The 24,067-nt window shown below is 64.4% G+C and carries 29 protein-coding genes; 20 read left to right on the forward strand and 9 right to left on the reverse strand.

Annotation, left to right across the window (positions count from 1 at the left end):
• The first annotated feature begins 117 nt into the window (after positions 1-117).
• Positions 118-909, forward strand: coding sequence for a DUF1194 domain-containing protein (locus Q0949_RS07420; RefSeq protein WP_299370120.1), 792 nt, complete (start codon positions 118-120; stop codon positions 907-909).
• Here the strand turns inward: Q0949_RS07420 and Q0949_RS07425 are convergent.
• Positions 906-2,036, reverse strand: coding sequence for a sterol desaturase family protein (locus Q0949_RS07425; RefSeq protein WP_299370122.1), 1,131 nt, complete (start codon positions 2,034-2,036; stop codon positions 906-908). The genes Q0949_RS07420 and Q0949_RS07425 overlap by 4 nt on opposite strands.
• A gap of 131 nt (positions 2,037-2,167) precedes the next feature.
• On the opposite strand from Q0949_RS07425, the gene alr reads away from it, so the two are divergent.
• The 17 genes from alr to Q0949_RS07510 all read left to right on the forward strand — a co-directional run bounded on the left by alr (position 2,168) and on the right by Q0949_RS07510 (position 17,168).
• Positions 2,168-3,202 carry an alanine racemase gene (gene alr, locus Q0949_RS07430; protein WP_299370124.1) on the forward strand — a complete coding sequence of 345 codons (1,035 nt, stop codon included), beginning with the start codon at positions 2,168-2,170 and terminating at the stop codon, positions 3,200-3,202.
• Positions 3,199-3,972 carry an ABC transporter permease gene (locus Q0949_RS07435; protein ID WP_299370126.1) on the forward strand — a complete coding sequence of 258 codons (774 nt, stop codon included), beginning with the start codon at positions 3,199-3,201 and terminating at the stop codon, positions 3,970-3,972. Before alr ends, Q0949_RS07435 begins: the two co-directional genes overlap by 4 nt.
• Positions 3,973-4,039: 67 nt before the next feature.
• Complete coding sequence (locus Q0949_RS07440; RefSeq protein ID WP_299370128.1) at positions 4,040-4,789, forward strand: ATP-binding cassette domain-containing protein; 750 nt, start codon at positions 4,040-4,042, stop codon at positions 4,787-4,789.
• 65 nt (positions 4,790-4,854) lie between these two features.
• On the forward strand, positions 4,855-5,295 hold the full coding sequence (locus Q0949_RS07445) for a paraquat-inducible protein A (RefSeq protein ID WP_299370130.1): 441 nt from the start codon (positions 4,855-4,857) through the stop codon (positions 5,293-5,295).
• Between the two features lie 40 nt (positions 5,296-5,335).
• Positions 5,336-6,703, forward strand: coding sequence for a DNA repair protein RadA (gene radA, locus Q0949_RS07450; protein ID WP_299370132.1), 1,368 nt, complete (start codon positions 5,336-5,338; stop codon positions 6,701-6,703).
• A gap of 31 nt (positions 6,704-6,734) precedes the next feature.
• On the forward strand, positions 6,735-7,289 hold the full coding sequence (locus Q0949_RS07455) for a CvpA family protein (protein WP_299370134.1): 555 nt from the start codon (positions 6,735-6,737) through the stop codon (positions 7,287-7,289).
• 65 nt (positions 7,290-7,354) lie between these two features.
• Positions 7,355-8,023 carry a hypothetical protein gene (locus Q0949_RS07460; protein ID WP_299370136.1) on the forward strand — a complete coding sequence of 223 codons (669 nt, stop codon included), beginning with the start codon at positions 7,355-7,357 and terminating at the stop codon, positions 8,021-8,023.
• Positions 8,020-8,619, forward strand: a complete 600-nt coding sequence (locus tag Q0949_RS07465) for a hypothetical protein (protein ID WP_299370138.1) — start codon at positions 8,020-8,022, stop codon at positions 8,617-8,619. Before Q0949_RS07460 ends, Q0949_RS07465 begins: the two co-directional genes overlap by 4 nt.
• Positions 8,620-8,832: 213 nt before the next feature.
• Positions 8,833-9,405, forward strand: a complete 573-nt coding sequence (locus Q0949_RS07470) for a hypothetical protein (RefSeq protein ID WP_299370140.1) — start codon at positions 8,833-8,835, stop codon at positions 9,403-9,405.
• Positions 9,406-9,521: 116 nt separating this feature from the next.
• A complete protein-coding gene (gene purF / locus Q0949_RS07475; RefSeq protein ID WP_299370843.1) occupies positions 9,522-10,976 on the forward strand; it encodes an amidophosphoribosyltransferase in 1,455 nt (484 codons plus the stop codon).
• Positions 10,977-11,522: 546 nt separating this feature from the next.
• Positions 11,523-11,801 (forward strand): amidophosphoribosyltransferase, encoded by a 279-nt coding sequence (locus tag Q0949_RS07480; RefSeq protein ID WP_299370142.1) that lies wholly within the window; start codon positions 11,523-11,525, stop codon positions 11,799-11,801.
• A 31-nt stretch (positions 11,802-11,832) separates the two neighbouring features.
• Positions 11,833-12,474 carry an SDR family oxidoreductase gene (locus Q0949_RS07485; RefSeq protein WP_299370144.1) on the forward strand — a complete coding sequence of 214 codons (642 nt, stop codon included), beginning with the start codon at positions 11,833-11,835 and terminating at the stop codon, positions 12,472-12,474.
• A 31-nt stretch (positions 12,475-12,505) separates the two neighbouring features.
• Positions 12,506-13,153, forward strand: coding sequence for a class I SAM-dependent methyltransferase (locus tag Q0949_RS07490; protein WP_299370146.1), 648 nt, complete (start codon positions 12,506-12,508; stop codon positions 13,151-13,153).
• A 107-nt stretch (positions 13,154-13,260) separates the two neighbouring features.
• Complete coding sequence (surE, locus tag Q0949_RS07495) at positions 13,261-14,043, forward strand: 5'/3'-nucleotidase SurE (RefSeq protein ID WP_299370148.1); 783 nt, start codon at positions 13,261-13,263, stop codon at positions 14,041-14,043.
• Positions 14,040-14,699 (forward strand): protein-L-isoaspartate(D-aspartate) O-methyltransferase, encoded by a 660-nt coding sequence (locus tag Q0949_RS07500; RefSeq protein ID WP_299370150.1) that lies wholly within the window; start codon positions 14,040-14,042, stop codon positions 14,697-14,699. Before surE ends, Q0949_RS07500 begins: the two co-directional genes overlap by 4 nt.
• 69 nt (positions 14,700-14,768) lie before the next feature.
• A complete protein-coding gene (locus Q0949_RS07505) occupies positions 14,769-15,956 on the forward strand; it encodes a peptidoglycan DD-metalloendopeptidase family protein (protein ID WP_299370152.1) in 1,188 nt (395 codons plus the stop codon).
• Positions 15,957-16,124: 168 nt separating this feature from the next.
• Positions 16,125-17,168, forward strand: a complete 1,044-nt coding sequence (locus Q0949_RS07510) for a Hint domain-containing protein (protein WP_299370154.1) — start codon at positions 16,125-16,127, stop codon at positions 17,166-17,168.
• On the opposite strand, the gene Q0949_RS07515 is transcribed toward Q0949_RS07510, so the two are convergent.
• Genes Q0949_RS07515 through Q0949_RS07530 form a run of 4 tightly spaced genes read right to left on the reverse strand, consistent with a single transcriptional unit; the run spans position 17,165 to position 19,574 of the window.
• Positions 17,165-18,007 (reverse strand): ATP-binding protein, encoded by an 843-nt coding sequence (locus tag Q0949_RS07515; RefSeq protein ID WP_299370156.1) that lies wholly within the window; start codon positions 18,005-18,007, stop codon positions 17,165-17,167. The two genes, Q0949_RS07510 and Q0949_RS07515, sit on opposite strands and share 4 nt — an antisense overlap.
• A 1-nt stretch (position 18,008) precedes the next feature.
• Positions 18,009-18,905 (reverse strand): twin-arginine translocase subunit TatC, encoded by an 897-nt coding sequence (gene tatC, locus Q0949_RS07520; RefSeq protein ID WP_299370158.1) that lies wholly within the window; start codon positions 18,903-18,905, stop codon positions 18,009-18,011.
• Positions 18,906-19,352, reverse strand: a complete 447-nt coding sequence (gene tatB / locus Q0949_RS07525; RefSeq protein ID WP_299370160.1) for a Sec-independent protein translocase protein TatB — start codon at positions 19,350-19,352, stop codon at positions 18,906-18,908. It abuts the gene before it with no gap.
• Between the two features lie 3 nt (positions 19,353-19,355).
• Positions 19,356-19,574, reverse strand: coding sequence for a twin-arginine translocase TatA/TatE family subunit (locus tag Q0949_RS07530; RefSeq protein ID WP_299370162.1), 219 nt, complete (start codon positions 19,572-19,574; stop codon positions 19,356-19,358).
• A 217-nt stretch (positions 19,575-19,791) separates the two neighbouring features.
• Between Q0949_RS07530 and Q0949_RS07535 the strand changes: the two genes are divergently transcribed.
• Both Q0949_RS07535 and Q0949_RS07540 read left to right on the forward strand, forming a co-directional pair.
• Positions 19,792-20,166, forward strand: a complete 375-nt coding sequence (locus Q0949_RS07535; protein WP_299370164.1) for a hypothetical protein — start codon at positions 19,792-19,794, stop codon at positions 20,164-20,166.
• A gap of 1 nt (position 20,167) precedes the next feature.
• Entirely contained in the window at positions 20,168-20,839 is a 672-nt protein-coding gene (locus tag Q0949_RS07540; RefSeq protein ID WP_299370166.1) for a YafY family protein, read from the forward strand.
• A 66-nt stretch (positions 20,840-20,905) separates the two neighbouring features.
• Here the strand turns inward: Q0949_RS07540 and Q0949_RS07545 are convergent, their stop codons facing one another.
• The 4 genes from Q0949_RS07545 to Q0949_RS07560 are packed head-to-tail and all read right to left on the reverse strand — an operon-like array spanning position 20,906 to position 24,056.
• Positions 20,906-21,241, reverse strand: coding sequence for a Lin0512 family protein (locus Q0949_RS07545; protein ID WP_299370168.1), 336 nt, complete (start codon positions 21,239-21,241; stop codon positions 20,906-20,908).
• Positions 21,241-21,582 carry a Lin0512 family protein gene (locus Q0949_RS07550; RefSeq protein WP_299140633.1) on the reverse strand — a complete coding sequence of 114 codons (342 nt, stop codon included), beginning with the start codon at positions 21,580-21,582 and terminating at the stop codon, positions 21,241-21,243. Before Q0949_RS07550 ends, Q0949_RS07545 begins: the two co-directional genes overlap by 1 nt.
• Positions 21,579-22,664 carry an ABC transporter ATP-binding protein gene (locus tag Q0949_RS07555; RefSeq protein ID WP_299370170.1) on the reverse strand — a complete coding sequence of 362 codons (1,086 nt, stop codon included), beginning with the start codon at positions 22,662-22,664 and terminating at the stop codon, positions 21,579-21,581. Before Q0949_RS07555 ends, Q0949_RS07550 begins: the two co-directional genes overlap by 4 nt.
• A gap of 36 nt (positions 22,665-22,700) precedes the next feature.
• The gene (locus Q0949_RS07560; protein ID WP_299370172.1) at positions 22,701-24,056 is read right to left on the reverse strand and encodes a sodium:proline symporter; all 1,356 of its coding nucleotides are present in this window, start codon (positions 24,054-24,056) and stop codon (positions 22,701-22,703) included.
• Between the last annotated feature and the right edge of the window lie 11 nt (positions 24,057-24,067).

Here is a 24,067-nt window from a genome sequence, read left to right on the forward strand (position 1 = left end):
ATTTTTGCGCGCGGTTTTGTGGCTGCGCGCTAAACTTTCTGCGCAATCGACCCGAACTGGTGCACGCACACTGTGCTGTGACTGGACAGGCGTGGAAATCTGCGGCCCACTGGGCGCATGCGTTTGATTGCCCTTTTGCTGAGCCTTTTCGCCGCGCCCCTGTGTGCACAGGATCGCACGGAGGTGGATGTGGAGCTGTTTCTGGCCGTGGATGTCAGCCGGTCGATGCAGCCCTATGAACTGGAGATCCAGCGGCGCGGCTATGCCGAGGCGCTGGTCAGCCCGGAGGTGCAGGCGGCAATCACCGGTGGGCTTTTGGGCCGGGTGGCCGTGACCTATGTGGAATGGGCGGGCGTACAGAGCCAACGGGTCATCGTGCCGTGGACGATGATCGAAGGGGCCGAGGATGCCACACGCGTGGCGTCGCAGATCACCGCCCATTTCGACGAGGCGCTGCGGCGCACGTCGATTTCGGGCGCGTTGGACCATGCGGCGGCCTCGATCGAGGCCAACGGGTTTGACGGGCTGCGTCGGGTCATCGACATCTCGGGCGACGGGCCCAACAATATGGGCCCGCCGGTGACGCAAGCCCGCGACCGGGTGCTGGCGCAGGGCATCACCATCAACGGCCTGCCGCTAATGACGCAGGATGACAGTTTCATGTCCCGCTGGAACATCCCCGATCTGGATGTCTACTACACCGCCTGCGTGACGGGTGGCACCGGGTCGTTCGTGTTGCCGGTGGTGGAGTGGAGCGCCTTTGCCGACGCGGTGCGGCAAAAGCTGGTGCTGGAGATTGCGGGCCTGCCGCCCGAACGGCTGTGGCGGGCGCAGGCGGCGGGGCGCTATAACTGTCTCATTGGCGAGGAGATCTGGGAGCGCAATCGCGACATCTTTGCGCTTCCTTAGCGCCTGCGGAACGGGTGCAGGAATTGCCGCCAGTAGCCCTTGGGCACGTCATCGCCCACCACGCCATAGCTGTCCGGCCATGCGGTGTCGGGCAAATGGTGCGTGCCAAAGAGGAAATCATAGAGAGGGAAGTGCGAGGCATAGTTCACGTCGATGGCCGCGCGGTCGCTGCCGTGGTGCCAGTGGTGAAAGCGCGGCGTGACGAGGAACCGTTCCAGCCAGCCGAAATGCCAGCTGAGGTTGGCGTGGATGAAGGTCGAGTAGAAATAGACCACCAGCAGGTAAGTCTGGATCGCCGCCGGATCGAACCCCAGCGTGAACATCGGCACCGCCGTCACCCCGCGCAGCACCGCGATCTCGACAAAGTGCATGCGCCCGCTGGCCAGCCAGTCCAGTTGCTTGGGCGAGTGGTGGATGGCGTGAAAGCGCCACAGGAACGGCACGGTGTGAAAGGCGCGGTGGACCCAGTATTGCACGAAATCCGTGGCCGCCATGATGATCAGCACCTGCACCCAGAACGGGATCTGCCCGATCACCGCGCGCGCGCCCGCAAAGTCGAACCAGCCCGAGACCGCATTGCTGGGCGCCATGGCGAGGAAGGTCAGCACCTGCACCAAGAGCGAGCTGACGAGGAAATAGAACACGTCCTCGCGCCATTCATCGCGCAGCACGGTCTGGTCGGCGCGGTTGGGGAACACCCGTTCGATCGGCACGAACAGCAGCCCCATCACGACAATGTTGATGATGAAATAGTCCAGCCCGAAATAGAGTGACTGCCGCGCCTCCCCAATCGCCTGCGGCTCTGCCGTGCCCAGGAGCGAGGCCAGCACCACAAGGCCAAGCCCCGTCCAGCCCAGCACCTTGCGGCGGCAGAGCATCACGCTGAGCAGCGCCAGCGCATAGCCCGTCAGCAGGATCACCCGCAGCGCCGTCGTGGTGGCCCCGCTGTCATGGATCACCTGCAAGTCGGGCATGGTGAAGGTTTCAGGGAAAAACCGGATCAGGATGATCAACAGACCTGTCAACCCGGCCAGAACCGACAGGCTGCCGCTGATCCAGCCGCTGCCAAAGGGGCGTTTGGCCCGCGGTCGTTCAAATTCAGCCAGCAATCGCGTGATCAGCCCCATGCGCCCTCTCCTCCGTTGGGTCGCACAGAGGTAATCACGCAGGCCACAGGCGCAAGCAGGGTATTCCCCACCTTGAAAGCCACGCAGATTTGCCCTTTCCCAAGCGGCGATTGCCTGTCAAAACCCCCTGCATGACCTCTGCGACCCTCACCATCGACCTTGGCGCGCTTGTGCGCAATTGGCAGTCCCTTGATGCGCGATCCGACGGCGAGACCGGCGCCGTGGTCAAGGCCAACGGCTATGGGCTGGGCGCGCCCGTGGTGGGCCGGGCGCTGGCGCGCGCGGGCGTGCGCAGCTTTTTCGTGGCCACCGCCGAAGAAGGCACCGTGTTGCGTGCCGCCCTGGGTCAGGGGCCTGAGATCTTTGTCTTTTCCGGTCATATGGCCAATGACACCAAACCGATCCGAGAGGGGGGCCTTGTCCCGCTTTTGAACTCGGTCGACCAGATGCTGCGCCATGTCGAGGCCCTGCCCGGCGCGCCCTTTGGCATCCAGCTTGACAGCGGCATGAACCGGCTGGGCATGGAGCCTGCCGAATGGTCCGCCGTGCGCGACATCGCTATCGCGCAAGGGCCACAGCTGATCATGTCGCATCTGGCCTGCGCGGACGAGCCCGGTCACCCGATGAACGCCCACCAACTGGCCGAGTTTCGCGCCATGACCGACGGTCTGGATGTGCCGCGCTCGCTCGCGGCGACGGGTGGGACGCTGATGGGGCCGGACTATCATTTCGACATGACCCGCCCCGGTGTCGGCCTCTATGGCGGTCTGCCCTTTGTGGATGCGGTGCCGGTGGTGACGCTGGACTTGCCGGTCATTCAGGTGCGCGACGTGGCACAGGGCGAAACCGTGGGCTACGGCAATGTCTGGACCGCCCCGCGCGACAGTCGCATCGCCACCGTGTCGGGCGGCTATGCGGACGGGCTGATCCGCGCAATGGGACCGCGCGCCACGCTGTACGCGGGCGACACGCCCTGCCCCGTGGTGGGCCGCGTGTCCATGGACCTGATCACGGCGGATGTGACGACGCTCGACCGCGATCCCGGCTATTTGCAACTGATGGGCCGGCACCAATCGGTCGACACCGTGGCCGACGCCGCAGGCACCATCGGCTACGAAATCCTGACCTCGCTTGGCCTGCGCTATCACAGGTCCTACGTGGAATGAGCTTTGTCGCCGCCATCGGACGCACGGTGCTGGGCTTTCTCGCGGCCATCGGGCGGGTCAGCCTCTTTGCGTGGGCGACATTGACCCACATCCTGCGCCCACCCTTCTATCCGCGCGAATTTGGCCTCGCCCTCCTGAACATCGGCTGGCTGTCCCTGCCGGTGGTGGGCCTCACCGCCATATTCACCGGTGGCGCGCTCGCACTGCAAATCTACGCAGGAGGGGCCCGTTTCAACGCCGAGGCCGTGGTGCCCCAGATCGTCGCCATCGGTATGGTCCGCGAATTGGGCCCGGTGCTGGTGGGGCTGATGATCGCCGCCCGCGTCACCTCCTCCATCGCCGCCGAGATTGCGACGATGAAGGTCACCGAACAGATCGACGCGCTGGTCACCCTGTCCACGCACCCGATGAAATACCTCACCGCCCCGCGCGTGCTGGCCGCCACACTGGTGGTGCCACTGCTGGTGGGCGTGGGCGACATCATCGGCATCTTCGGCGGCTATGCGGTCGCCACCGGCACGCTGGGCTTCAATGCCGCGGCCTATATCCAGAACACCGTCGACTTCCTGCAACTGCGCGACATCACCTCCAGCCTCGCCAAAGGTGCTGTCTTCGGCTGCCTCGCCGCCCTCATGGGCTGCTATTTCGGCATGAATTCGGGCCGCGGCGCCCAGGGCGTGGGCCGCGCCACCAAGGGCTCCGTCGAAGCCGCCGCCGTCCTCATCCTCGCTGCGAACTTCGTACTCACGGGGGTGTTCTTCTCGCTATGATCGCCCCTTCATTGTTCCCCGAATATGCCCGCCGGAGGCATGCCACCCTGGCCAAAGGCCCCCGCCCATGATCACGCTCGACAACGTCCACAAAAGCTTTGGCGACAACCATGTGCTGCGCGGCGTCGACCTGCACGTGGCGCGCGGCACCTCCATGGTGATCATCGGCGGCTCGGGCACGGGCAAATCGATCACGATCAAAACCGTACTTGGCCTCGTCACCCCGGATCAGGGCACAATCACCGTGGACGGCCAGGACGTCACCAAAACCGGCGACCGCGACGCCTTCCTTGCGCGCTTCGGCATGCTCTTCCAGGGCGCGGCCCTCTTCGACTCGCTCCCCGTCTGGCAAAACGTGGCCTTCCGCCTGCTGCGCGGCAGCCTCGCCAAACCCCGCGACGAGGCGCGCCACATCGCCATCGAAAAACTGCGCCGCGTGGGCCTCACCCCGGACGTGGCCGACCGGCTGCCCGCCGAACTGTCGGGCGGCATGCAGAAACGTGTGGGCCTCGCCCGCGCCATCGCCGCCGAACCCGAGATCATCTTCTTCGACGAACCCACCACGGGTCTCGACCCGATCATGGCCGGCGTCATCAACGACCTCATCCGCGAAATTGTCACCGAAATGGGCGCGACCACCATGACCATCACCCATGACATGACCTCCGTGCGCAGCATCGCCGACACCGTCGCCATGCTGCACGGGGGCAAAATCCGCTGGACAGGCCCCGTCTCGGACATGGACAGCGCAGGCGATCCATATGTCGATCAATTCATCCACGGCCGCGCCACCGGCCCCATCGAAGCCGTCAGATAAAAAAGGGTCGGCGGGTGGGCGCCTTTGGCCGCAAGGCCAAACAGAGCCACCCGACGGCAAACCCCATGCACCGCTGGATCAACCTCTCCCTGCTCATCCTCTTTCCACTGTCGTGGTTCGCACCGCTGATGCGCGCAGGCCTCCTGCCCCTCTTCAACCTCAAGGAAATTTCCGTCATCACCGGGCTGCAATCGCTCTGGGCCTCGGATGTCTTCCTCGCCCTCGTGGTCACCGTCTTCGCGCTCTTCGCGCCCTATCTCAAAACCATCGCGCTGGCTCTGATGCACTGGCGCCTGCTCAGCCCGCGATTGCTCCCCGCCGTCTCGGTGCTGGGCAAGCTGGCCATGGCCGACATCTTCCTCATCGCGCTCTACATCACGCTCGCCAAGGGCATCGGCGTGGGCCGTCTGGAAACCGCATGGGGCCTCTACCTCTTCACCGCCTGCATCCTCGCCTCGATCTATGTCAGCTGGGCCACCGGGCGCGCCCGTGCGCCCGCAGATTAAGTCTTTGACCCCGCAGCCCAGCTGAGGCACACGACAGCCCATGGCGAAACACACCACCACCTACACCTGCAACGCCTGTGCCGCGTCCTTTTCCAAATGGTCGGGACGCTGCGACAGCTGCGGGGAATGGAACACCATCACCGAAGACGCGGGCCTCTCTGCCGGACCGGGGGCCAAGTCGCTGGGCACAAGGCGCGGCGCGGGCATCGCCCTCACCGATCTGCGGGCCGAGGAAACACCGCCCCCCCGCACCAAAAGCAACGTGGCCGAGCTGGACCGCGTGCTGGGCGGCGGGCTGGTGCCTGCCTCTGCCATTCTGGTGGGCGGCGATCCCGGCATCGGCAAATCCACGCTGCTCTTGCAGGCCGCCGCACGCTTTGCCCGCAACGGGCTGAAAACCATCTATGTCAGCGGCGAAGAGGCCAGCGCGCAGGTACGCATGCGCGCCCAGCGTCTGGGCCTCGTCGATGCGCCGGTGCAACTGGCCGCCGACACCAACCTGCGCAACATCCTCACCACGCTCGAGGCCGAGGCCCCGGGCCTCGCCATCATCGATTCGATCCAGACCATGTGGCTCGACACCGTCGACAGCGCGCCGGGATCGGTCAGCCAGGTCCGCGCCGCCGCCCACGAGTTGACCACATTCGCCAAGCGCAAAGGCATCAGCATCGTACTCGTTGGCCACGTCACCAAGGAAGGCCAGATCGCGGGCCCCCGCGTCGTCGAACACATGGTCGACACGGTCCTTTATTTCGAAGGCGAGCGCGGTCATCAGTTCCGCATCCTGCGCGCGGTCAAGAACCGCTTTGGCCCCGCCGACGAAATCGGCGTGTTCGAGATGACAGGCAAGGGGCTGGCCGAGGTCACCAACCCCTCGGCGCTGTTCCTGTCGGAGCGGGGCAACCCGTCGCCCGGCTCGGTCGTCTTTGCTGGCATCGAAGGCACGCGGCCCGTCCTGTGCGAATTGCAGGCGCTTGTCGCCCCCTCCCCCCACAGTCAGGCACGGCGCACGGTCGTGGGCTGGGACGGCGGGCGGCTCGCCATGATCCTTGCGGTGCTCGAAGCGCGCTGCGGCATCCCCTTTGCGGGTCTCGACGTCTATCTGAACGTGGCGGGCGGCATGAAGATTTCCGAACCCGCCGCTGACCTTGCGGTTGCAACGGCGCTTTTGTCTGCACGCGAGGATAGTGCCCTGCCCGCCGACACGGTTGTTTTTGGCGAAATCAGCCTGTCGGGTGCCCTTCGTCCGGCACCCCAGACCGAAAACAGGTTGAAAGAAGCGGAAAAACTTGGTTTCACCACGGCCATCGCACCCAAAGGCGGAAAAGCTCAGGGCGCTTCCGGATTGACGCTGAAGCGCTTCAGCACCCTGACGGAATTCGTTGGTGATGTATTTGGCGCAGGGTAAGCGCCGCAGGGCAGAATAAAGGGGCAGGACCATGGAAGGGTTCACCATCATTGACGGCGTCGTTGCCGTGGTCATCATCCTCTCGGCCCTCTTGGCCTATGGGCGCGGATTGGTGCGCGAGGCGATGGCCATCGCCGCCTGGATCGCCGCGGCGATCCTTGCGTTCCTGTTTGCGCCGCGCGTCGAGCCGCTGGTGCGCGAGATCCCCGTGGTGGGTGATTTCCTGGCCGACAGTTGCGAGCTGAGCATCATCGGCGCCTTTGCGCTGGTCTTTGCGGTGGCGTTGATCATCGTGTCGCTTTTCACCCCGCTGTTTTCGTCGCTGGTGCGGCGCTCGGCGCTGGGGGGGCTGGACCAGGGGCTTGGGTTCCTCTTTGGCGTGGCGCGTGGTGTGCTGCTCGTGGCGATTGCCTTTTTTGTCTACGACACAGTGATCACCGGGCAGGAGTTTACAATCGTCGACGAAAGCCGGTCTGCGGCAGTGTTCGGGCGGTTTACCGGCCAGATCGAAGAGCAGAACCCCGAAGAGGCACTGGGCTGGATCACCCAGCAATATGAGAACCTTGTGGGCGTCTGCATCGAATAAACCGGCTTGATCCGGGACCGGATTGCAGGAACACTTGCGGTTGAATGCTCCGCAAGAGGTCATCCATGCTGCATCGTTTTCTGTTGGCTCTGGCCTTGATGGTCGCGCCGGGCCTTGCAATGGCGCAGGCCTGCACGCTCCAGGCCAGCGCCTATGCCGCCGCACCGGACGCCAACACAAGGCTGGCCGCCCTCACCTGCCTGCTGCGCGAGGAGCGGGGTCATGTCCTCGCCACGCCCGCCGGTGTCACAGGATACCGGATGACACTGGGCCCGCCTACGCGGGTCACAGACATCCGCGGCGCGGCACGGGTGGGGATCGGCGCGGCCACTTCCGGGTGCAATTGCAACCGCGCGGCGCAGAATTTCGTGCGCGGCGGCGAGATGTGGAACGTGGTGCCGGATGCGGACGCGGGTTTTACCCTGTCGACAGAGCTGAGCGGCACCGCCCCCAGCGCGGCGCTGGCCGAGATCGCCAAGACGTTGAACGCGGTGCCGATTGCGCCCCTGTCGCCCGAGGGCCATGTGGAGCAGACCCTCGGCGCCCTGTTGGCCGCCCCGTCTGCCACGGCCCCCGATACCAAGCTGATCACCCGCAAATGCACCTGCCCCGGCACAGCCCGGTCCGGGTTCCGGTCCCCCGGCAGCACCCTGTTTGAAATCGAGGATCGCCTGACCGACAGCCAGTTGCGCATCCTGCTGACCACACCGTCGGGCGCGGGGACATCGCCATGATCAATTCCTTTCTCGAACTGTCGCACCTGATCGGGTTTTTCGCGCTGACCTGCGCGCTGACGCTCGCCTTTGCCAAGGCGCTGTCGCCCGGCGAAAAGCTAGCGCCGATGCTGGGTCTGATTGCCGGACTGGCGATGCTGGGGCTGGTGTCGGGCTATGCCGGGGGCCTCAGCCGCACGGCGGCGGTGGGCGACATCATCCCGGCGGCACTGGCGTTGGCGGGCGGTGCGGCGGCCTATCTGTTTGGCACGGACCGCAGCAAGGGGATCATCGCGTCGATCTGTGCGCTGGCCTTTGGGCTGTCGCTGTTTCTTGGCTTTACCTCGTCTGCGATCAAACGCGGCACGGTGGAGGCGTTCCAGAACCATCTGACGTTCTGTCGCGGTGTGCTGAGCGATGCGGACATCCTGTCCCATGACGAAGCGTTTGTGCGGGTGGTGACGCTCTATGGGGAAACCTGTGCCGGGGTGATGGCGGCGGATCTGGCGGTGGCGCGCAACCTGCCCGAAGGCGCCGCGCCCCCGGACGATTTCGGCCAACTGGTAAACGCGATGTCCGCCCTGCTGGCCCGTGCGGGTGTCGAACCCGACCAATAACTCCTGAGTCGCGCGGCCCTCCCGCCGTCATCATGGTAAACGGTTCGTAAATTTCGTGGCCCCCTTAGGGAGAGTGCGCGCCGTTTCCGCCCGACTGGACACTGTGGCGAAACAGCGCCCGGCTTTGGCCGTGGTTGTGACGAAAAAGCGGCAGATTTGTGGTGCCCCTTTGAGCCAGATCACAACCAACAGCCCAATCGGAGGACCGACCCCATGTTCCTGAACCACGACGCCGCATTTACCACGTTTGCCCCTGCCACCTGTCCCGCCCGCCGCCGCGATGCCCGTGCCACACTGAGCGCACAGACACGGATCGAGACCCCGCGCGGCTGGATCAGCGTTGACGACGCGATGGCCGGTGACCGGGTCGCCACGCTGGATGGCGGTTTTGCCACCATCACCGCGATCAGCCGGCCCAAGATGACAGCGCCGCTGGTGCATGTGCCGGGCGGCGTTCTGTCGACCTGTTCGGACGTGGCCCTGCCTGCCGATGCCCGCGTGGCCCTGACGCCACCTGCGCGGTGGTCGGAAGCGCCTGTGGTGTCGGTGCCTTTGCGGGCCTTGAGCGGATGCCGCGGTGTGCGCCCCACCCTCTTTGCCGGGCCGGACCTTGCCACGCTGCATTTCGCCGAGGAAGAGATGATCTTTGCGCAATCAGGCCTGTTGATCCATGCGCATGACGGCGGGGCACAAGGGTTTTTCCGCAAACTCGGATATGGCGACACCCGCGCCCTTTTGGCCCTGAGCGAGGGTAAAATGACACAGCCGGACGCGGCCGCTGCCTGAGGCGCGCGGGATTTGTGATCCTTTCGTGACAGTGGGGGCCGGGCTTGCTAAACCCCGCCCTAACCCCTCAACGGATTCGGAGCTGCCCCTTGTCCGACCTCGACGCCGACGCGCTGATGCCCCCCGCTCACCCCTTTGATGATGACAAGCTCAAGGAAGAATGCGGTATCTTTGGCGTTCTGGGTACGCTGGATGCGGCCAATTTCGTGGCCCTTGGCCTGCACGCCCTGCAACACCGCGGACAGGAAGCAGGCGGCATCGTCGCCTATGATCCCGACCACGGGTTCAACTCCGCCCGCCGCTTTGGCTATGTGCGCGACAATTTCACCTCTCAGTCCGTGATGGAGACTCTGCCCGGCGCGCTGTCGATCGGGCATGTGCGCTATTCCACCGCCGGATCAAAGGGCCAGACGGCGATCCGCGACGTGCAGCCGTTCTTTGGCGAGTTTGCCATGGGTGGGGCCGCGATTGCCCACAATGGCAACATCACCAATGCCGATGCCCTGCGCCGCGAGCTGATCGAGCGCGGGTCGATCTTTCAGTCGTCTTCGGACAGCGAATGCATCATCCACCTGATGGCGCGCAGCTTGCAACGCAACATCCCCGAGCGGATGGAAGACGCGCTGCGCCGTGTCGAAGGGGCGTTTTCGGTTGTCGCCATGACCCGTACCAAGTTGATCGGTGTGCGCGACGCGCTTGGCGTGCGCCCGCTGGTGCTGGGCAAGCTGGACACGGGCTATGTGCTCAGTTCCGAAACCTGCGCGCTAGATATCATCGGCGCAGAGTTCGTGCGCGAGATCGAGCCAGGCGAGATGGTGGTGATCACGGACAAGGGCATCGAGAGCCGGTTCCCCTTCCGCCGGCAGAAATCGCGGTTCTGCATCTTTGAACACGTCTATTTCAGCCGTCCCGACAGCATCCTCGGCGGGCGGTCCGTCTATGAAACCCGCGAGAATATCGGGCGCGAGCTGGCCAAGGAAGCACCCGTGGAGGCCGATCTGGTCTGTCCGGTGCCCGACAGCGGCACGCCTGCGGCCATCGGGTTCTCGCTGGAATCGGGCATACCGTACGCGATGGGGATCATCCGCAACCAGTATATGGGTCGGACGTTTATTGAGCCCACCGAAAGCATCCGCAACATGGGTGTGCGGCTGAAGCTGAACGTGAACCGGGCGCTGATCCGGGGCAAGCGCGTGATCCTCGTGGATGACAGCGTGGTGCGCGGCACCACCAGCCGCAAGATCAAGGAGATGATCCTGGATGCGGGCGCTGCCGAGGTCCATTTCCGCATCGCCTCGCCGCCGACCGCGTGGCCCTGTTTCTATGGTGTGGACACGCCCCAGCGCGAAAAGCTGCTGGCCGCGACCATGAGCGAAGAAGAGATGTGCCAGCATCTGGGCGTGGATAGCCTCAAGTTCATCTCGCTCGACGGTCTCTATCGCGCGGTCGGCGAAGCGCAGGGCCGGGATGCCACCAGCCCGCAATATTGCGATGCGTGTTTTTCCGGGGAGTACCCGGTGGAGCCCGCCGACATGATTGAAAAAGGGTTCGAAATGAAGGCGGCGGAGTGAACCGCTTTGCGTTAATCTGTTGCGCGATTCTGCTGCTTGCCGGCTGTTTCCCGGATCGGATTTCCAGCCCGCCTGTTTTCGCGTCGCCCAAGCCATCCTCGCAAAGCCTGACAGTTCTGGGACAAGGCCGCCTCACCGTGCGCGCATATGAAAATGTGGGCAGAAAGTCGGTGTACATTCAAGAGCGGCAAGTGCGTTGCACAGTCGACAGTGCACACTATTCTGCCGAATTCACGACCCCTGCACTCGTCCTTGTGCCGCTCCACAAGCACACAACTTTCTCGACCATTGCATGCAGTTTTGACGGCGAAGTCCAGACAACCCGATCTTCCTGTGCGCGTTCGTACGAGACCGGGAACTGCAACTTTGGAACAGAGAACCTGATATTCAAACGGTAGCATTTCCAGGTGAAAGCGCGCATCGGCATAGGTTTGCCACCTGCCCGCACGTCAATGCGCGGCGGAACGCGCACGGCGGATGACCCCGATTTCGCCCCGCAGACCGGTGTGTTAGCGCCCGCTTCCGAGCATTTCTCAGGAGGCAAATATGTCCGAGACCACCAATGAAATCACCGCCGATCTGGCAACGATGCGCGGCGCGCTGCCGCTGCGCAAACTGCAATTGATCGGGATCATGGGCACGCCCGAAGCGCCCCGCGCGCTGTTGCGCACATCCGCAGGGCAGATCCGGACCGTAGGCATGGGTGACACACTGCCCCAAGGCACTGTCGTTGCCATTTCCGACAGCGCCGTGATCCTGCATGGCGGCGTGCGCGAGCGGGTGCTGACCATGCCTGCGACACCTCGGGCGCAGGCCGCCGCTTGACGGGGGTGCCCGCAACGGGCAAACCCCGGCCATGACACAAACAGCCCTCATCACCGGTGCCTCGCGCGGTCTGGGCGCGGCCTTGGCCCGCGCGCTGGCGCCCACCCATCACATCATCGCCGTGGCCAAGACCACCGGCGCGCTCGAAGAGCTGGATGATCGGATCAAGGCCGCCGGAGGGGCGGCGACGCTTGCGCCCATGGATATCACCAACGATGCGGCGATGCAGACGCTGTGCCGTGGCATCCACGACCGGTGGGGCAGCCTGGACGTCTGGGCACATGCGGCGGTACACGCGGCCCCTTTGGCCCCGGCAGGCATGATCGATGCCAAGGACATGACCAAGTCGGTGGCGGGCAACGTGACGGCCACCGCGACGCTGATCACCTATCTCGCGCCGCTGCTGGGCACGGACGGCACCGCGCTGTTCTTTGATGATCCGCAGGCCGGGCAGCCCTTTTATGGCAGCTATGGCGCAACCAAGGCGGCACAGATCGCGCTGGCGCGCAGTTGGCAGGCCGAGGCCGCGAAAACCGGGCCCCGCGTGCATATCGCGACGCCCCGGCCGATGCCCACGGCCACCCGCGCGCGGTTCCATCCCGGCGAGGACCGCGGCCCGCTGGCCGATCCGCAGGCCGAGGCCGCGCGCATTCTGGCGGAACTTCGCGCTTGATCTTGGGGCCGTGCCGTGGCCCCATGGCGCAATGCTGAGATATTTCACCACCTTTGACCGGCCCCGCCCCGTGGCGCGAAGCGGCGCGTTGCGCGCCGTCTATGATGCCGCCGCGACCGGCTGGCAGGACGGGATTTCCAAACTGGGGTTCCTGACGGCCTATGCAGAGGTGATGGCGCAGACGCCCGCCCCCGCCATAGATGCCAAGGTGCTGGATGTGGGCACCGGCACGGGGGCCTTTGCGACCGCGTGGGTGGCGCGGCACGGACGGCCCGGCACACTGACGCTGACGGATATCTCGCCCGCCATGCTGGAGGCCGCAGACGCCCGGCTGGACCCTGCCCGGACCGTTGCCGCACCACTGGGGGCCGACATACCCGACCTGCCCCCGCAGGACGTGGTGCTGTGCGCACATGTGGTCGAACATCTGGAGGATCCGGGTGCGGCGCTGCGCTGGTTGCATGACCGGCTGGCGCCCGGCGGCACGCTGGTCATGGCCATATCGAAACCGCATTGGTGTACGGCGCTGGTGCGCTGGCGCTGGGGCAATGCGGCGTTCGTGCCGGAGCACGCGGTGAGCATGCTGCGCGCCGCGGGGTTCCGGGACGTCACCGCGCACCCGTTTTCCGCAGGCCCCCCGTCTCGGCTGTCGCATGGCTATGTCGCGCGGCGCGCGTAGCGGGTGCGCAACGATCCGTGCCGCGGCACAAAAAAATCGATGCAGAGGCCCGCGATGCGTTGCCACCACCACCGTCGCCCGCCTAGTAAAGCGCAAAGGGGCAGAACATGCGCATTCTCATCACCAATGACGACGGTATCTCGGCACCCGGCCTTGCGGTTCTGACCGACATCGCGACCGCACTTGCGGGACCGGATGGCGAAGTCTGGACCGTGGCCCCGGCCTTTGAGCAGTCTGGCGTGGGGCACTGTATCTCCTATTCCCGCCCATTCATGATCCAACAGCTGGCCGCGCGTCGGTTTGCGGTCGAGGGCAGCCCGGCAGATTGCGTGCTGGCGGGGCTGCACCAGGTGCTGGACACGGCCCCCGACCTGATCCTGTCGGGCGTCAACCGGGGCAACAACTCGGCAGAGAATGCCCTCTATTCCGGAACATTGGGCGCGGCCATCGAAGGGGCGCTGCAAGGGGTGCTGTCGATTGCGATCTCGCAATATTACGGCCCCGCCAATCGTGACCTCGACAACCCGTTTGAAGCGTCCGCCACCCATGGCAAAGCGGTGGTTGAGCGGATTATTGCCGCCACGCCCAGCACTCAGCCGGGCTATCAGCTGTTCTATAACGTCAACGTGCCGCCCGTCGCCGCGCGGGACGTCAAGGGCACGCGGCTGGTGCCGCAGGGCTTGCGCCCCGGCACTGGATTTCACACCGAGGCGACGACATCGCCCACGGGGCGCGATTATCTCTGGATCAAGGGCGGCAACCAGCAGGTGCAGACGGCGGCAGGCACGGACGCGGCGGTCAATCTGGATGGCTATATCTCGGTCACGCCAATGCGCGCGGACCTGACGGCCCATGACATGCTGGACACGCTCGGGGCCATCGCCACATGAGCGCAGAGCACAGCGACGACGACCTCGCCACCCGCAAGATGCAGTTCCTCTATGCGCTCCGGTCCAAGGGCGTGACCGACAAGCGCGTGTTGCAGGCGATGGAGGAAATCGACCGGGGGCCCTTTGTACGTGGGCTTTTCTCGGAACGCGCCTACGAGGATATGCCGCTGCCCATCGCCTGTGGGCAGACAATCAGCCAGCCGTCGGTGGTGGGGCTGATGACGCAGGCGCTGAATATCAGCCCACGCGACAAGGTGCTCGAGATCGGGACCGGATCGGGCTATCAGGCCGCGATCCTCGCGAAACTGGCGCGGCGCGTCTATACGATCGACCGGCACCGGCGGCTGGTCCACGAGGCGCGCGCCATCTTTGAAGAGCTGGATCTGCACACGATCACGGCGCTGACGGCGGACGGGTCACATGGGCTGCCGGATCAGGCGCCCTTTGACCGGATCATCATCACCGCCGCCGCCGAGGACCCGCCGGGCCCGCTTTTGGCACAGCTCAAGGAGGGCGGCATCATGGTGCTGCCCGTGGGTCAGTCGGACGCGGTGCAAAGCCTGATCCGTGTGCACAAGACCGCCACGGGCCTCGAATATGACGAAATGCGCGACGTCCGCTTTGTTCCCCTGCTCGAGGGCTTGGGCAAAGAGTAGAACTGGTGTAAAACGTCGCTGACCGACAAGGCCTCCGTTCACGAGGGGTCCGGCAAGAGGACGACGCAGATGATCCCGACCACCCCGCGCATGCGCGCGCCGCTGATATTGGCAACCTCTGGCCTGCTGGTGCTGGCCGCCTGTGATGAACCGCTGGATTTCGATCTGCGCGGGATTGGCGGCGGGTTCTCCACTGCCGAAGCAGCACAGAATGCCACGGCCGACCGGCCGCGGCCCGATGCGCGCGGCGTGATCTCTTACCCGAACTATCAGGTTGCGGTGGCCAAGCGTGGCGACACGCTTACGGACGTGGCGACACGGGTGGGCCTGCCCCCAAACGAGCTTGGCCGGTTCAACGGGATCGAGCCGGACGTGCCGTTGCGTTCGGGCGAGATTATTGCCCTGCCCCGCCGTGTGGCCGAACCGTCGCCCGCCACAGGTGCGATTGGCACCGGCCCGATTCAGCCGTCCTCGGTCGATGTGACAACGCTGGCCGGGAATGCCATCGACAACGCGGCCCCCACCCCGGCCAGCACGGTACCCACGGCATCGTTGCCGCAGACCGGGCAGGAACCGATCCGCCACCGGGTCGAACGGGGCGAGACGGCGTTTACCATTGCGCGGCTCTATCAGGTGCCTGCCAAGTCGCTGGCGGAATGGAACGGGCTGGGCGCGGATTTTGCCGTGCGCGAGGGGCAGTACCTGCTGATCCCCGTGGCGCGCGTGGCACCCCCGACGGGACAGGCCGCGGCGACCACGGCGCCGGGGTCGGGTTCGCCCACGCCGCTGCCGCCCAGTGCGGCCAAACCGCTGCCTGACGACGACACCGCGAACCCGCCGCCCGGATCACCTGACCCGGACAAGCCCACCGCGGATGTGGGCCAGACCACCGCCACGGCCAAACCTGCGCAGATGGGCCTGCCCGTGCAGGGCAGCATCATCCGTGAATACGCCAAGGGCCGGAACGAGGGCATCGACATCAAGGCGGCCCCCGGCAGCCCGGTCAAGGCCGCGACCGCAGGCACTGTGGCCGCAATCACCAAAAGCGCGGACGGTGTTCCAATCATCGTAATCCGCCATCCCGGCAACCTGCTGACAGTCTATGCCAATGTCGATCAGGTGCAGGTGGCCAAAGGCGACAGCGTGCGGCGCGGCCAATCCATCGCGCGGCTGCGGGACAGCGACGACAACGCCTTTGTCCATTTCGAGGTGCGCGACGGGTTCGACAGCGTCGATCCCGGGCCGTTCCTGAAATAAGGCACGACTACGGCAATTGCGGCGCATCACCTACCTGCACGGGTAGGTGCGCCCGATTTGCCTAAAAATGACCTCTGATTTATCTCAAACGGCAGCGTATGGCCCTAACCCTGCCCTGTTGCGCGATCAGAAACAATTCAACGAAACGAGTTGGATTGAATTCGCATCATGCCAGTTTTCTATGGTTACACATTTGCCTTGTTCGGCACCCAGACCACCGTCAACGGGGTGGCCAACAACTATGCCTTCGCACCTTCGGGCACGTGGCGATATACTGGTGACACCACCTATTTCGTCGTGAACGAGAACGATGGGGCAACGAACTTCAACGGCGATGGTGCCAATAACGAAACGGTGCAGGCCCAGGAACGGTTTGGCGCGATTGGCGAGCAGACAGTGTTCATCGGCGGCATCGAGCGCCAGATCATCTGGGACTATACGTTCACCGTCACGGACGGCACCACAACGTGGCAAGTCGCGGTCATCGATGTCGACCTGAACAACGACAACGACCTAAACGACGGCGCGGATGCAACCGCGACGGATGAGGACGGGTATTACCTGGTGTTCCCTGACGGAATGCCGCCGCCCAACACCGATCTGACCATCGGCGGGATCGTGGACAATGGTGAACTGGTCCCGCACGTGTCGCTTGGCGGCACGGTTGTCTGTTTCACCTCCGGCACGATGATCGAAGCACCTGAAGGGCCGCGCGCGGTAGAGGACCTGCGCGAGGGGGATCTGGTGACGACGGCGGGATCTGGACCACAGCCGGTCCTGTGGGCCGGGTGCACAACAGTTCTGGCGACCGGAGACCTGGCCCCCATCGTGATTTCGGCAGGCACGTTGGGCAACGACCGGGACCTTACCGTATCGCCGCAGCACGCAATCCTGCTGTCCGACTGGCGGGCCGAGATGCTCTTTGGTCAGGACGAGGTGCTGGTGCGGGCCAAGGACCTTTTGTGCATGGACGGGGTCTACCGCAAGATAGGCGGGCGCGTGACCTATCACCACATCCTGCTGGAGGCGCACAACGTCGTGCAAAGCTATGGGATCTGGAGCGAAACCCTTTTTCCCGGCGCGATAGCCATGGGTGCTGTGGGAGATGACGCACGGACAGAGATCGACAGGTTGTTCCCCGATCTGACGCGCTATGGTCAGATGTATGCGCCTTGCCTCAAAAGCTACGAGGCGCAACTGCTGGCCGCCTAGAGCGCGACACCCCGCCGACCGGCCAGATCACAGAAATACTGCCATGCCACGCGCCCCGACCGGGACCCGCGCGTGGCCTGCCATTCGATGGCCTCGGCCCAGAGGGTGTCGTCATCGATCTCGACCCCGTAGGCCGCGCAATAGCCGCGGATCATCGCGAGGTACTGATCCTGATCGCAGGCGTGAAAGCCCAGCCAAAGACCAAACCGGTCAGACAGCGACACCTTTTCCTCGACCGCCTCGGACGGGTTGATGGCGCTGCCCCGTTCGTTTTCGATCATGTCGCGGGGCATCAGGTGGCGGCGGTTCGACGTCGCATAAAGAATGACGTTGTCGGGCCTTCCTTCGATCCCGCCATCCAGCACCGCCTTGAGCGATTTGTAATGCTGGTCATCGTGGCTGAATGACAGATCATCGCAGAACAGGATAAAGCGGGCGTTGTCTGCCGCGCGCAAAAGGTTCAGCAACCGCCCGACTGATGGCAGATCCTCGCGGTGCAGTTCCACCATCTTCAGATCTTTATGCTCTGCCTCAAGTGCGCCGTGGATCGCCTTGACAAGGCTGGATTTTCCCATGCCCCGTGCACCCCAGAGCAGCGCGTTGTTCGCGGGCAGTCCGGCGGCAAACTGGCGGGTGTTGGCCAAAAGCGTATCCCGCGACCGGTCCACGCCCAAGAGCAGATCCAGAGGCACCCGCGAGACCTGCGTCACAGGCTCCAACCGGTCCGGGCCCGTCTGCCAGACAAAGGCCTGCGCCGCGTCGAAATCGGGGGCCGCCAAAGGCGCCGGAGACATCCGCTCCAGCGCCGCGGCAATGCGGTCCATGGGGTCGTCGATCATCTTACTTCAACTCGTCCTCGGGCAGATCACCCAGATCATCCTCGTCGTCGAAATAGCCCTCTTCGCGGAGTTTATCGTCCCGTTTCTGTTCCACACGGGCCACGAGCCAGATCGAAATCTCGTATAGGCCGTAAACCACGGTGAACAGAATCAATTGCGTGATGACATCGGGCGGTGTGACCACGGCGGCCAGCACGAGAATCCCCACCATCGCGTATTTGCGCACATTGCCCAATCCCTCGGAGCTGACCAGCCCCGCCTTGCCCATCAGCGTCAAAAGCACAGGCAATTGAAAGCACAGTCCAAAGGCCATGATGAATTTCAACGTGATATCAAGGCTTTCGTTGACCTTGCCGTTGAACACGATGGTCGGGCCATCGCCAGGTTCGGTGGCCGTGCCAAGGATCGAAGCAAACATCGACGACGCGTCGGCAAAGCCCAGCAGGAAGCGCATCGCAAGCGGCGTGACCACAAATTGGGCAAAGCTGGCACCAAGGATGAACATCAGCGGCGATGCGATCAGGAATGGCAGAAAGGCGTTCTTTTCCTGCTTGTACAGACCCGGTGCCACAAACCGCCACATCTGGTAGCCGATCACCGGAAAGGCGATGCCAAACCCGAACACCATCGACACGCGAAACAGCGTGAACAGGTATTCCTGCGGGCTGGTATACTGGAACGTGGGCGACGGATCACCCAGCGCGCGCAGCGTGCTTTCGATCGGGGCCAGCAGGAATTCCAGCACATGGGCCGCGATGAATTCGCCCTGGATCGGCACAAAGAAGATCGTGATGGCGATGATGAACGCGATCACGGACCGGATCAGCCGCGTGCGCAGCTCGGCCAGATGCTCGATCAGCGGCGCGGTGCTGTCGTCCATATTGTCAGTTTGGCTCATCTAGCTCTCTTTCGGGGCCTGCGCTTCCAACTCTTCGGCCTTTTTCAGCGCATCGGCCGCTTCCTTGGCCTTGCGCTCGGCCTGGGCGCGCGCGGTGGCGGCCTGGATCTTGCGGGCGTTTTCCGCGCGTTCGGCGGCCAGTTTGCCGGTCTCGCTGTCCGGATCGAGATCCGACAGAGACGAGGTGACATCACGGGCGGCGTCCTTGACCCCGTCCATGGCGCTGCCCACCGGGTTGGTTGCGGTCTTGATCGTGCGCTGGATGTCCTTGACACCCGCCTCGTCCGCGGCCTGGTTCATGGCGGTCGAAAACTCGCGCGCCATGCCGCGGGCCTTGCCCACAAACCGACCCACCTGGCGAAACACCATGGGCAGGTCCTTGGGGCCAATCACGATCAACGCCACGATCCCGATGATCAGCAGCTCGGCAAAGCCCAGATCGAACATGGATCAGACCTTGTCTTTTTCAGTCTCGGGCGTGATGTCCTTGGCCTCGTCGGCGCTTGCCGCTTCCAGCTCTTCCTTGCCTTCGTTCACGCCCTTCTTGAAGCTTGTGATGCCCTTGCCGACCTCACCCATCAGGCTCGAGATCTTGCCCCGCCCAAACAGCACCAGCACCACAACAGCGATCAGCAGCAGGCCCGGAAGTCCGATGTTTCCAATTCCCATTGGTCTCTCCCATGTCATTGGCGACGGAATGCCGCCTGTCGCGATCAGGTCTATGCAATGCCCCGGTTGGTCGAAAGCCCGGAGCACGCCTCGCACGCATCCGTGACGCGAAAAATCGTTGAAATTTCCGATGGTCTGCATCCAACTGACAGGTTAATGTCAGTTGGACCCCGGTAAACCGGCCGCATCACGCATGAATCAAGAAGGAGACCAACCGATGCGCGTCCTGACCACTTCCCTCTTTGCCCTCACCATCGCCCATGCCGCGAGCGCCGAGGGCGCCGGTCCGTCGGGCCCTGTGTCAGAAATTGTGACCTTCCGCTTGGTCGAAGGCACCAGCACGCAGGCCTTTATCGAGGCCGCTGATGACATGGGCCCATTCCTGCGCAGCACGGGCGCGATGGTCACACGCACCCTGTCGGTCGATGACACCGGGCTCTGGACCGATCACATCGTCTGGACGTCGCTGGACGCCGCCAAGTCCGCCGCCGCCGCCATGTTCGAACGCCCCGAGGCGGGCCCCTTCATGGCGATGATCGCACCCGACGGCATGGACATGCGCCACGCCGCGATCCAGTTGCAACAGGAGTGACATGCGCCGCACCGACCGCCTCTTTGACCTGATCCAGATCCTGCGCGACGGCAAATTGCACACCGCGCAGGAGATGGCAGAGAACTGCGAGGTGTCGGTGCGCACCATCTACCGCGACATGGACACGTTGGTGGCCTCCGGCGTACCTGTGCAGGGCGAACGCGGCGTGGGCTACATGATCACCCAGGCGATCAGCCTGCCCCCCCTCACCCTCACCACCGAAGAACTCGAGGCCCTCAACCTCGGCATGGCCATCGTGGCCGAGGCCGCCGATGACACGCTCAAAACCGCCGCACGCACACTGGCCGACAAGATCGACGCGGTCCTGCCCGAACGCACCGTGGCGGACGCCGACAAGTGGAAATTCGCGGTGTACCCCTTTGCCGATGCAGTGCGCGGCTTTGCCCAGATGCCCACCCTGCGCGCTGCGATACGCGCCCGCCAAAAGCTGAAACTGACCTATCACTCCAAGGGCGACCGCATCACCACGCGCACCGTGCGCCCGCTGCATATGGAATACTGGGGGCGCGTCTGGACGCTGACCACATGGTGTGAACTCAGACACGATTTCCGCGTGTTCCGCGTAGACCTCATCCAGACCGCCGAAGCACTGCCCGAACTCTTCACGGACGAGCCCGGCAAGCGCCTGCAAGACTATGATCCAACGCTCTGACGCCCCAAGGGTCGGCGGGTGGGCGCCTTTTGCGCCGCAGAGGCGCAAAACAGAGCACCCGACACCCTAGCGTACAGGCAGGAACACCTCAATCGCGGCCACGGCCATCACGGCCACATCCCCCGCCACAGGCACATCAAGGCCCCCGGCTTCCGCCACAACCTCAACCTGACCGTAAGGCAACAGGCCAGCAATCAACTCCAAATCCACCGCCTCAGGCCGCGGCACGCCGATATGCACCACAATGCGCATGCTCTCGCGATCCACACCCAACGTGCCAAAGATCGGCAGCGACGCCCCCTGCATGGCCTGCTCCACCGCGCGCCGCGCGGCCTTGGTATCATCCCGCCCGTGCAGATCGACGCCTTGCGCCATCTCGATGATCAAACGCTGCTCTGCCATCACGCGCCCTCCACCGACACGACCAGCGCCGCCTGCGCCATCACCGTCGGATTGCCGACCCCCTCGGGTCGCACCACATCAAGCCCCCCGTGCCCCACGACAAAGGACGTCCGCCCATACGGAAACACCTCGGCCAGCACGGACGTATCCACCAGATCGGGCCGCGCACAGCCCACATGCACTTCGATCACCATGTCCTCCTTGCCGACACCCATATATTCGGCAAGGTTGATCGAATTGCGCCACAAAGCCGCGCGCACGGCGCGGGCCGCGGCTTCGGTATAACTGCCCCTGCGCAACGACGTGCCCAGACCAAATTCCACAATCATCGGCCCACTCATGTGCGCTCCTCATTTGCAAAGACAAAACACTTGTCGCGCCGGATCCGCAGCCACATGACCGTGCCCGCCTGCGGCAGAAACACCCCCGGCACCGTCGCCTTGATCACCGGCCCGTCATCATCCAGGCGGAACTCCACCAGGCTCTCGTTGCCCATGAACCGCGCGCGCATAACCTGCGCCCGCGCCGCCGTCCCTTCGGCCGCCGTGGGCCCCGGACCGACACCGGCCCGGTCGAAATCGATCTTCACATGCTGAGGTCGGAACACGATATCCACCTCTGTCCCATCCGGCACCCCCGGCGCCAGAAACCGGCCAAAGGGCGTCATCGCCAGCGCGCCCTCCACCACGGAGGCCAACCGGTTCGCATCACTGAAAAACGCCACCGATGCCCGATCCGCGGGGCGGGTATAGACGTTATAGGGCGCGCCCCGCTGCACGATCCGCCCGTCGCGCATCAACGCAATCTCGTCGGCCATGCGCATTGCCTCGTCCGGCTCATGGGTGACCAGCAAAACACCGGTGTCCTCTTCCTTGAGGATCGCCAGCGTCTCGTCGCGGATCCCGTCGCGCAACCGGTTGTCGAGGCCAGAAAACGGCTCGTCCATCAGCATGATCCGCGGCCGCGGCGCCAGGGCCCGCGCCAGCGCAATCCGCTGCTGCTCGCCGCCCGACAGCTGATGCGGAAACATGTCGATGAACCGACCCATGCGCACCCGGTCCAGCATTTCCTCGACCCGGGCGCGCTTTTCCTCGCGCGTGCCACTCAACCCATAAGCCACATTGCCCGCCACACTCAGATGCGGAAACAACGCAAAGTCCTGAAACATGAGGCCAATTTCGCGCCGCTCGGGCGGCACCCGGAACTTGGTGTCACAGATCAGGGCACCGTCCACATAGATCTCGCCCGCGTCCTGCATCTCGACGCCTGCGATCATCCGCAAGGTCGTCGACTTGCCACAGCCCGACGGCCCCAAGAGACACGTCACCTGCCCCGGCTGGATCGACAGGCTGACCCCATCGACCACACGACGGCCGCCAAAACTGCGCACCAGATTGCGAATTTCCAGCCGAGGTGCCGTCACGTTCCGCCCATTCCCGATCAAAACAGTCGGGAGGTATCAGGCCCGGCGCGCGCCCGCAAGCACCGCGGCAAACCCAACGGCCAGAACCACCACGCAAATCACCAGAAGCTGCTCGTATTTATGCCCCTCCGGCAGCAGGGAGGCAAACACGCTCCACCCGCGCCCGAAATAGGCCACCGCCCCCAGAACCGCCGCGCCAAAGGCCACCAGATAGGACCAGACCGGCACCACGCGCCCCATGACCAGCCCGACAACCAGCACCGGCGTCAGGAACATCGACGCCGTGCCGCTCACCGCCACCGCATCAAAGAGCGTCGCATTGCCCCACAGCGTCAACCCGGCCCCAAGCGCCATGAACACCACCATCACGGCGCGCCCCCCGAACAGGGTCCGCGGCGCTCCGCGCAATTCCTCGACCACCAGACGCGCGGCCGAGGCCAGCGCGGAATCCAGCGTCGACACCGCCGACACGATCAGCGACAACATCAACAGCGCAAAGACCCAAGCCGGAAACATCAGCCCCCAGGTCCCGATCAGCTCCGCCCCATAGGCCGCCCCCACAAGGCTCGCCTGAATGCCAAAAAAACCGAACCCGATGATGCACAGCGTCGACAGCCAGAACGCGTGCAGAAACGCCGCCCGCGTGGTGCGCGCATCAGCCAGAAAGCCCCGGTCCATCATCACCGGATCATGCACCGGATAGGAAAACACCTGAAGTGCGGCCACAGCCAGCAATACCCACCCATTATAGGCCCCCGCCGTCCCCGGTGCGGTCAAAACCGCGCCCAGTGAAAACCCCGGGCTTAGCACCAGATAGGCAAACGCCACGCCAAACACCGCCAGAAACAGCACCATCTGCGCCACGTCCGTCCGCAAGGCCGCACCCAGACCGCCCCAGGCCGAATAGGCCAGCCCCAGCACCGCAACCACACCGATTGCGGCGGTGTCACTGCCCTCCAGAACCGCCCCCGCAATCAACCCCACGACCAGCAGGTTCGCAAACACCTCCGACAGCAGCCGCAGCGCGATCACGAGGTTATAGGCCCCCGTCCCCAAGGCCCCGAACTGCACCGACAGCCAGTCCTGCACCGACATCGCACCCCGCGCCCGGAGCCGTCCCACGACAAAGGCACCGGACAGGAAACTGCCGTAATAGGCGGCATAGGCCAAAGTGCCCGCAATCCCGTAGAAATAGCCAAGGATCGCCGCATTCATCAGACTGCGCGCAAAAATCCAGGTGGTGACTTGGCTCAACACCAGGACCCAGAGACCGGGTGCACCCCGCTCGCTGCGTCCCGCAAAGAACCCCTCGACCGTTGCCCGACGCGGCGCGGCCAGAACACTGACCCCCACTACCAAAGCCAAAAGGGCAATCAAAAGCGCAGGTGTCATGGTCTCGGATC

Origin of the sequence: uncultured Tateyamaria sp. (assembly GCF_947487805.1) — a bacterium.
Classification (GTDB): Bacteria; Pseudomonadota; Alphaproteobacteria; order Rhodobacterales; family Rhodobacteraceae; genus Tateyamaria.

Bases quoted from the DNA above. Each gene is read 5' to 3' on its own strand.
- Q0949_RS07420 (WP_299370120.1), top strand. From the start codon at position 118: ATGCGTTTGATTGCCCTTTTGCTGAGCCTTTTCGCCGCGCCCCTGTGT.
- Q0949_RS07425 (WP_299370122.1), bottom strand. From the start codon at position 2,036: ATGGGGCTGATCACGCGATTGCTGGCTGAATTTGAACGACCGCGGGCC.
- alr (WP_299370124.1), top strand. From the start codon at position 2,168: ATGACCTCTGCGACCCTCACCATCGACCTTGGCGCGCTTGTGCGCAAT.
- Q0949_RS07435 (WP_299370126.1), top strand. From the start codon at position 3,199: ATGAGCTTTGTCGCCGCCATCGGACGCACGGTGCTGGGCTTTCTCGCG.
- Q0949_RS07440 (WP_299370128.1), top strand. From the start codon at position 4,040: ATGATCACGCTCGACAACGTCCACAAAAGCTTTGGCGACAACCATGTG.
- Q0949_RS07445 (WP_299370130.1), top strand. From the start codon at position 4,855: ATGCACCGCTGGATCAACCTCTCCCTGCTCATCCTCTTTCCACTGTCG.
- radA (WP_299370132.1), top strand. From the start codon at position 5,336: ATGGCGAAACACACCACCACCTACACCTGCAACGCCTGTGCCGCGTCC.
- Q0949_RS07455 (WP_299370134.1), top strand. From the start codon at position 6,735: ATGGAAGGGTTCACCATCATTGACGGCGTCGTTGCCGTGGTCATCATC.
- Q0949_RS07460 (WP_299370136.1), top strand. From the start codon at position 7,355: ATGCTGCATCGTTTTCTGTTGGCTCTGGCCTTGATGGTCGCGCCGGGC.
- Q0949_RS07465 (WP_299370138.1), top strand. From the start codon at position 8,020: ATGATCAATTCCTTTCTCGAACTGTCGCACCTGATCGGGTTTTTCGCG.
- Q0949_RS07470 (WP_299370140.1), top strand. From the start codon at position 8,833: ATGTTCCTGAACCACGACGCCGCATTTACCACGTTTGCCCCTGCCACC.
- purF (WP_299370843.1), top strand. From the start codon at position 9,522: ATGCCCCCCGCTCACCCCTTTGATGATGACAAGCTCAAGGAAGAATGC.
- Q0949_RS07480 (WP_299370142.1), top strand. From the start codon at position 11,523: ATGTCCGAGACCACCAATGAAATCACCGCCGATCTGGCAACGATGCGC.
- Q0949_RS07485 (WP_299370144.1), top strand. From the start codon at position 11,833: ATGACACAAACAGCCCTCATCACCGGTGCCTCGCGCGGTCTGGGCGCG.
- Q0949_RS07490 (WP_299370146.1), top strand. From the start codon at position 12,506: ATGCTGAGATATTTCACCACCTTTGACCGGCCCCGCCCCGTGGCGCGA.
- surE (WP_299370148.1), top strand. From the start codon at position 13,261: ATGCGCATTCTCATCACCAATGACGACGGTATCTCGGCACCCGGCCTT.
- Q0949_RS07500 (WP_299370150.1), top strand. From the start codon at position 14,040: ATGAGCGCAGAGCACAGCGACGACGACCTCGCCACCCGCAAGATGCAG.
- Q0949_RS07505 (WP_299370152.1), top strand. From the start codon at position 14,769: ATGATCCCGACCACCCCGCGCATGCGCGCGCCGCTGATATTGGCAACC.
- Q0949_RS07510 (WP_299370154.1), top strand. From the start codon at position 16,125: ATGCCAGTTTTCTATGGTTACACATTTGCCTTGTTCGGCACCCAGACC.
- Q0949_RS07515 (WP_299370156.1), bottom strand. From the start codon at position 18,007: ATGATCGACGACCCCATGGACCGCATTGCCGCGGCGCTGGAGCGGATG.
- tatC (WP_299370158.1), bottom strand. From the start codon at position 18,905: ATGAGCCAAACTGACAATATGGACGACAGCACCGCGCCGCTGATCGAG.
- tatB (WP_299370160.1), bottom strand. From the start codon at position 19,352: ATGTTCGATCTGGGCTTTGCCGAGCTGCTGATCATCGGGATCGTGGCG.
- Q0949_RS07530 (WP_299370162.1), bottom strand. From the start codon at position 19,574: ATGGGAATTGGAAACATCGGACTTCCGGGCCTGCTGCTGATCGCTGTT.
- Q0949_RS07535 (WP_299370164.1), top strand. From the start codon at position 19,792: ATGCGCGTCCTGACCACTTCCCTCTTTGCCCTCACCATCGCCCATGCC.
- Q0949_RS07540 (WP_299370166.1), top strand. From the start codon at position 20,168: ATGCGCCGCACCGACCGCCTCTTTGACCTGATCCAGATCCTGCGCGAC.
- Q0949_RS07545 (WP_299370168.1), bottom strand. From the start codon at position 21,241: ATGGCAGAGCAGCGTTTGATCATCGAGATGGCGCAAGGCGTCGATCTG.
- Q0949_RS07550 (WP_299140633.1), bottom strand. From the start codon at position 21,582: ATGAGTGGGCCGATGATTGTGGAATTTGGTCTGGGCACGTCGTTGCGC.
- Q0949_RS07560 (WP_299370172.1), bottom strand. From the start codon at position 24,056: ATGACACCTGCGCTTTTGATTGCCCTTTTGGCTTTGGTAGTGGGGGTC.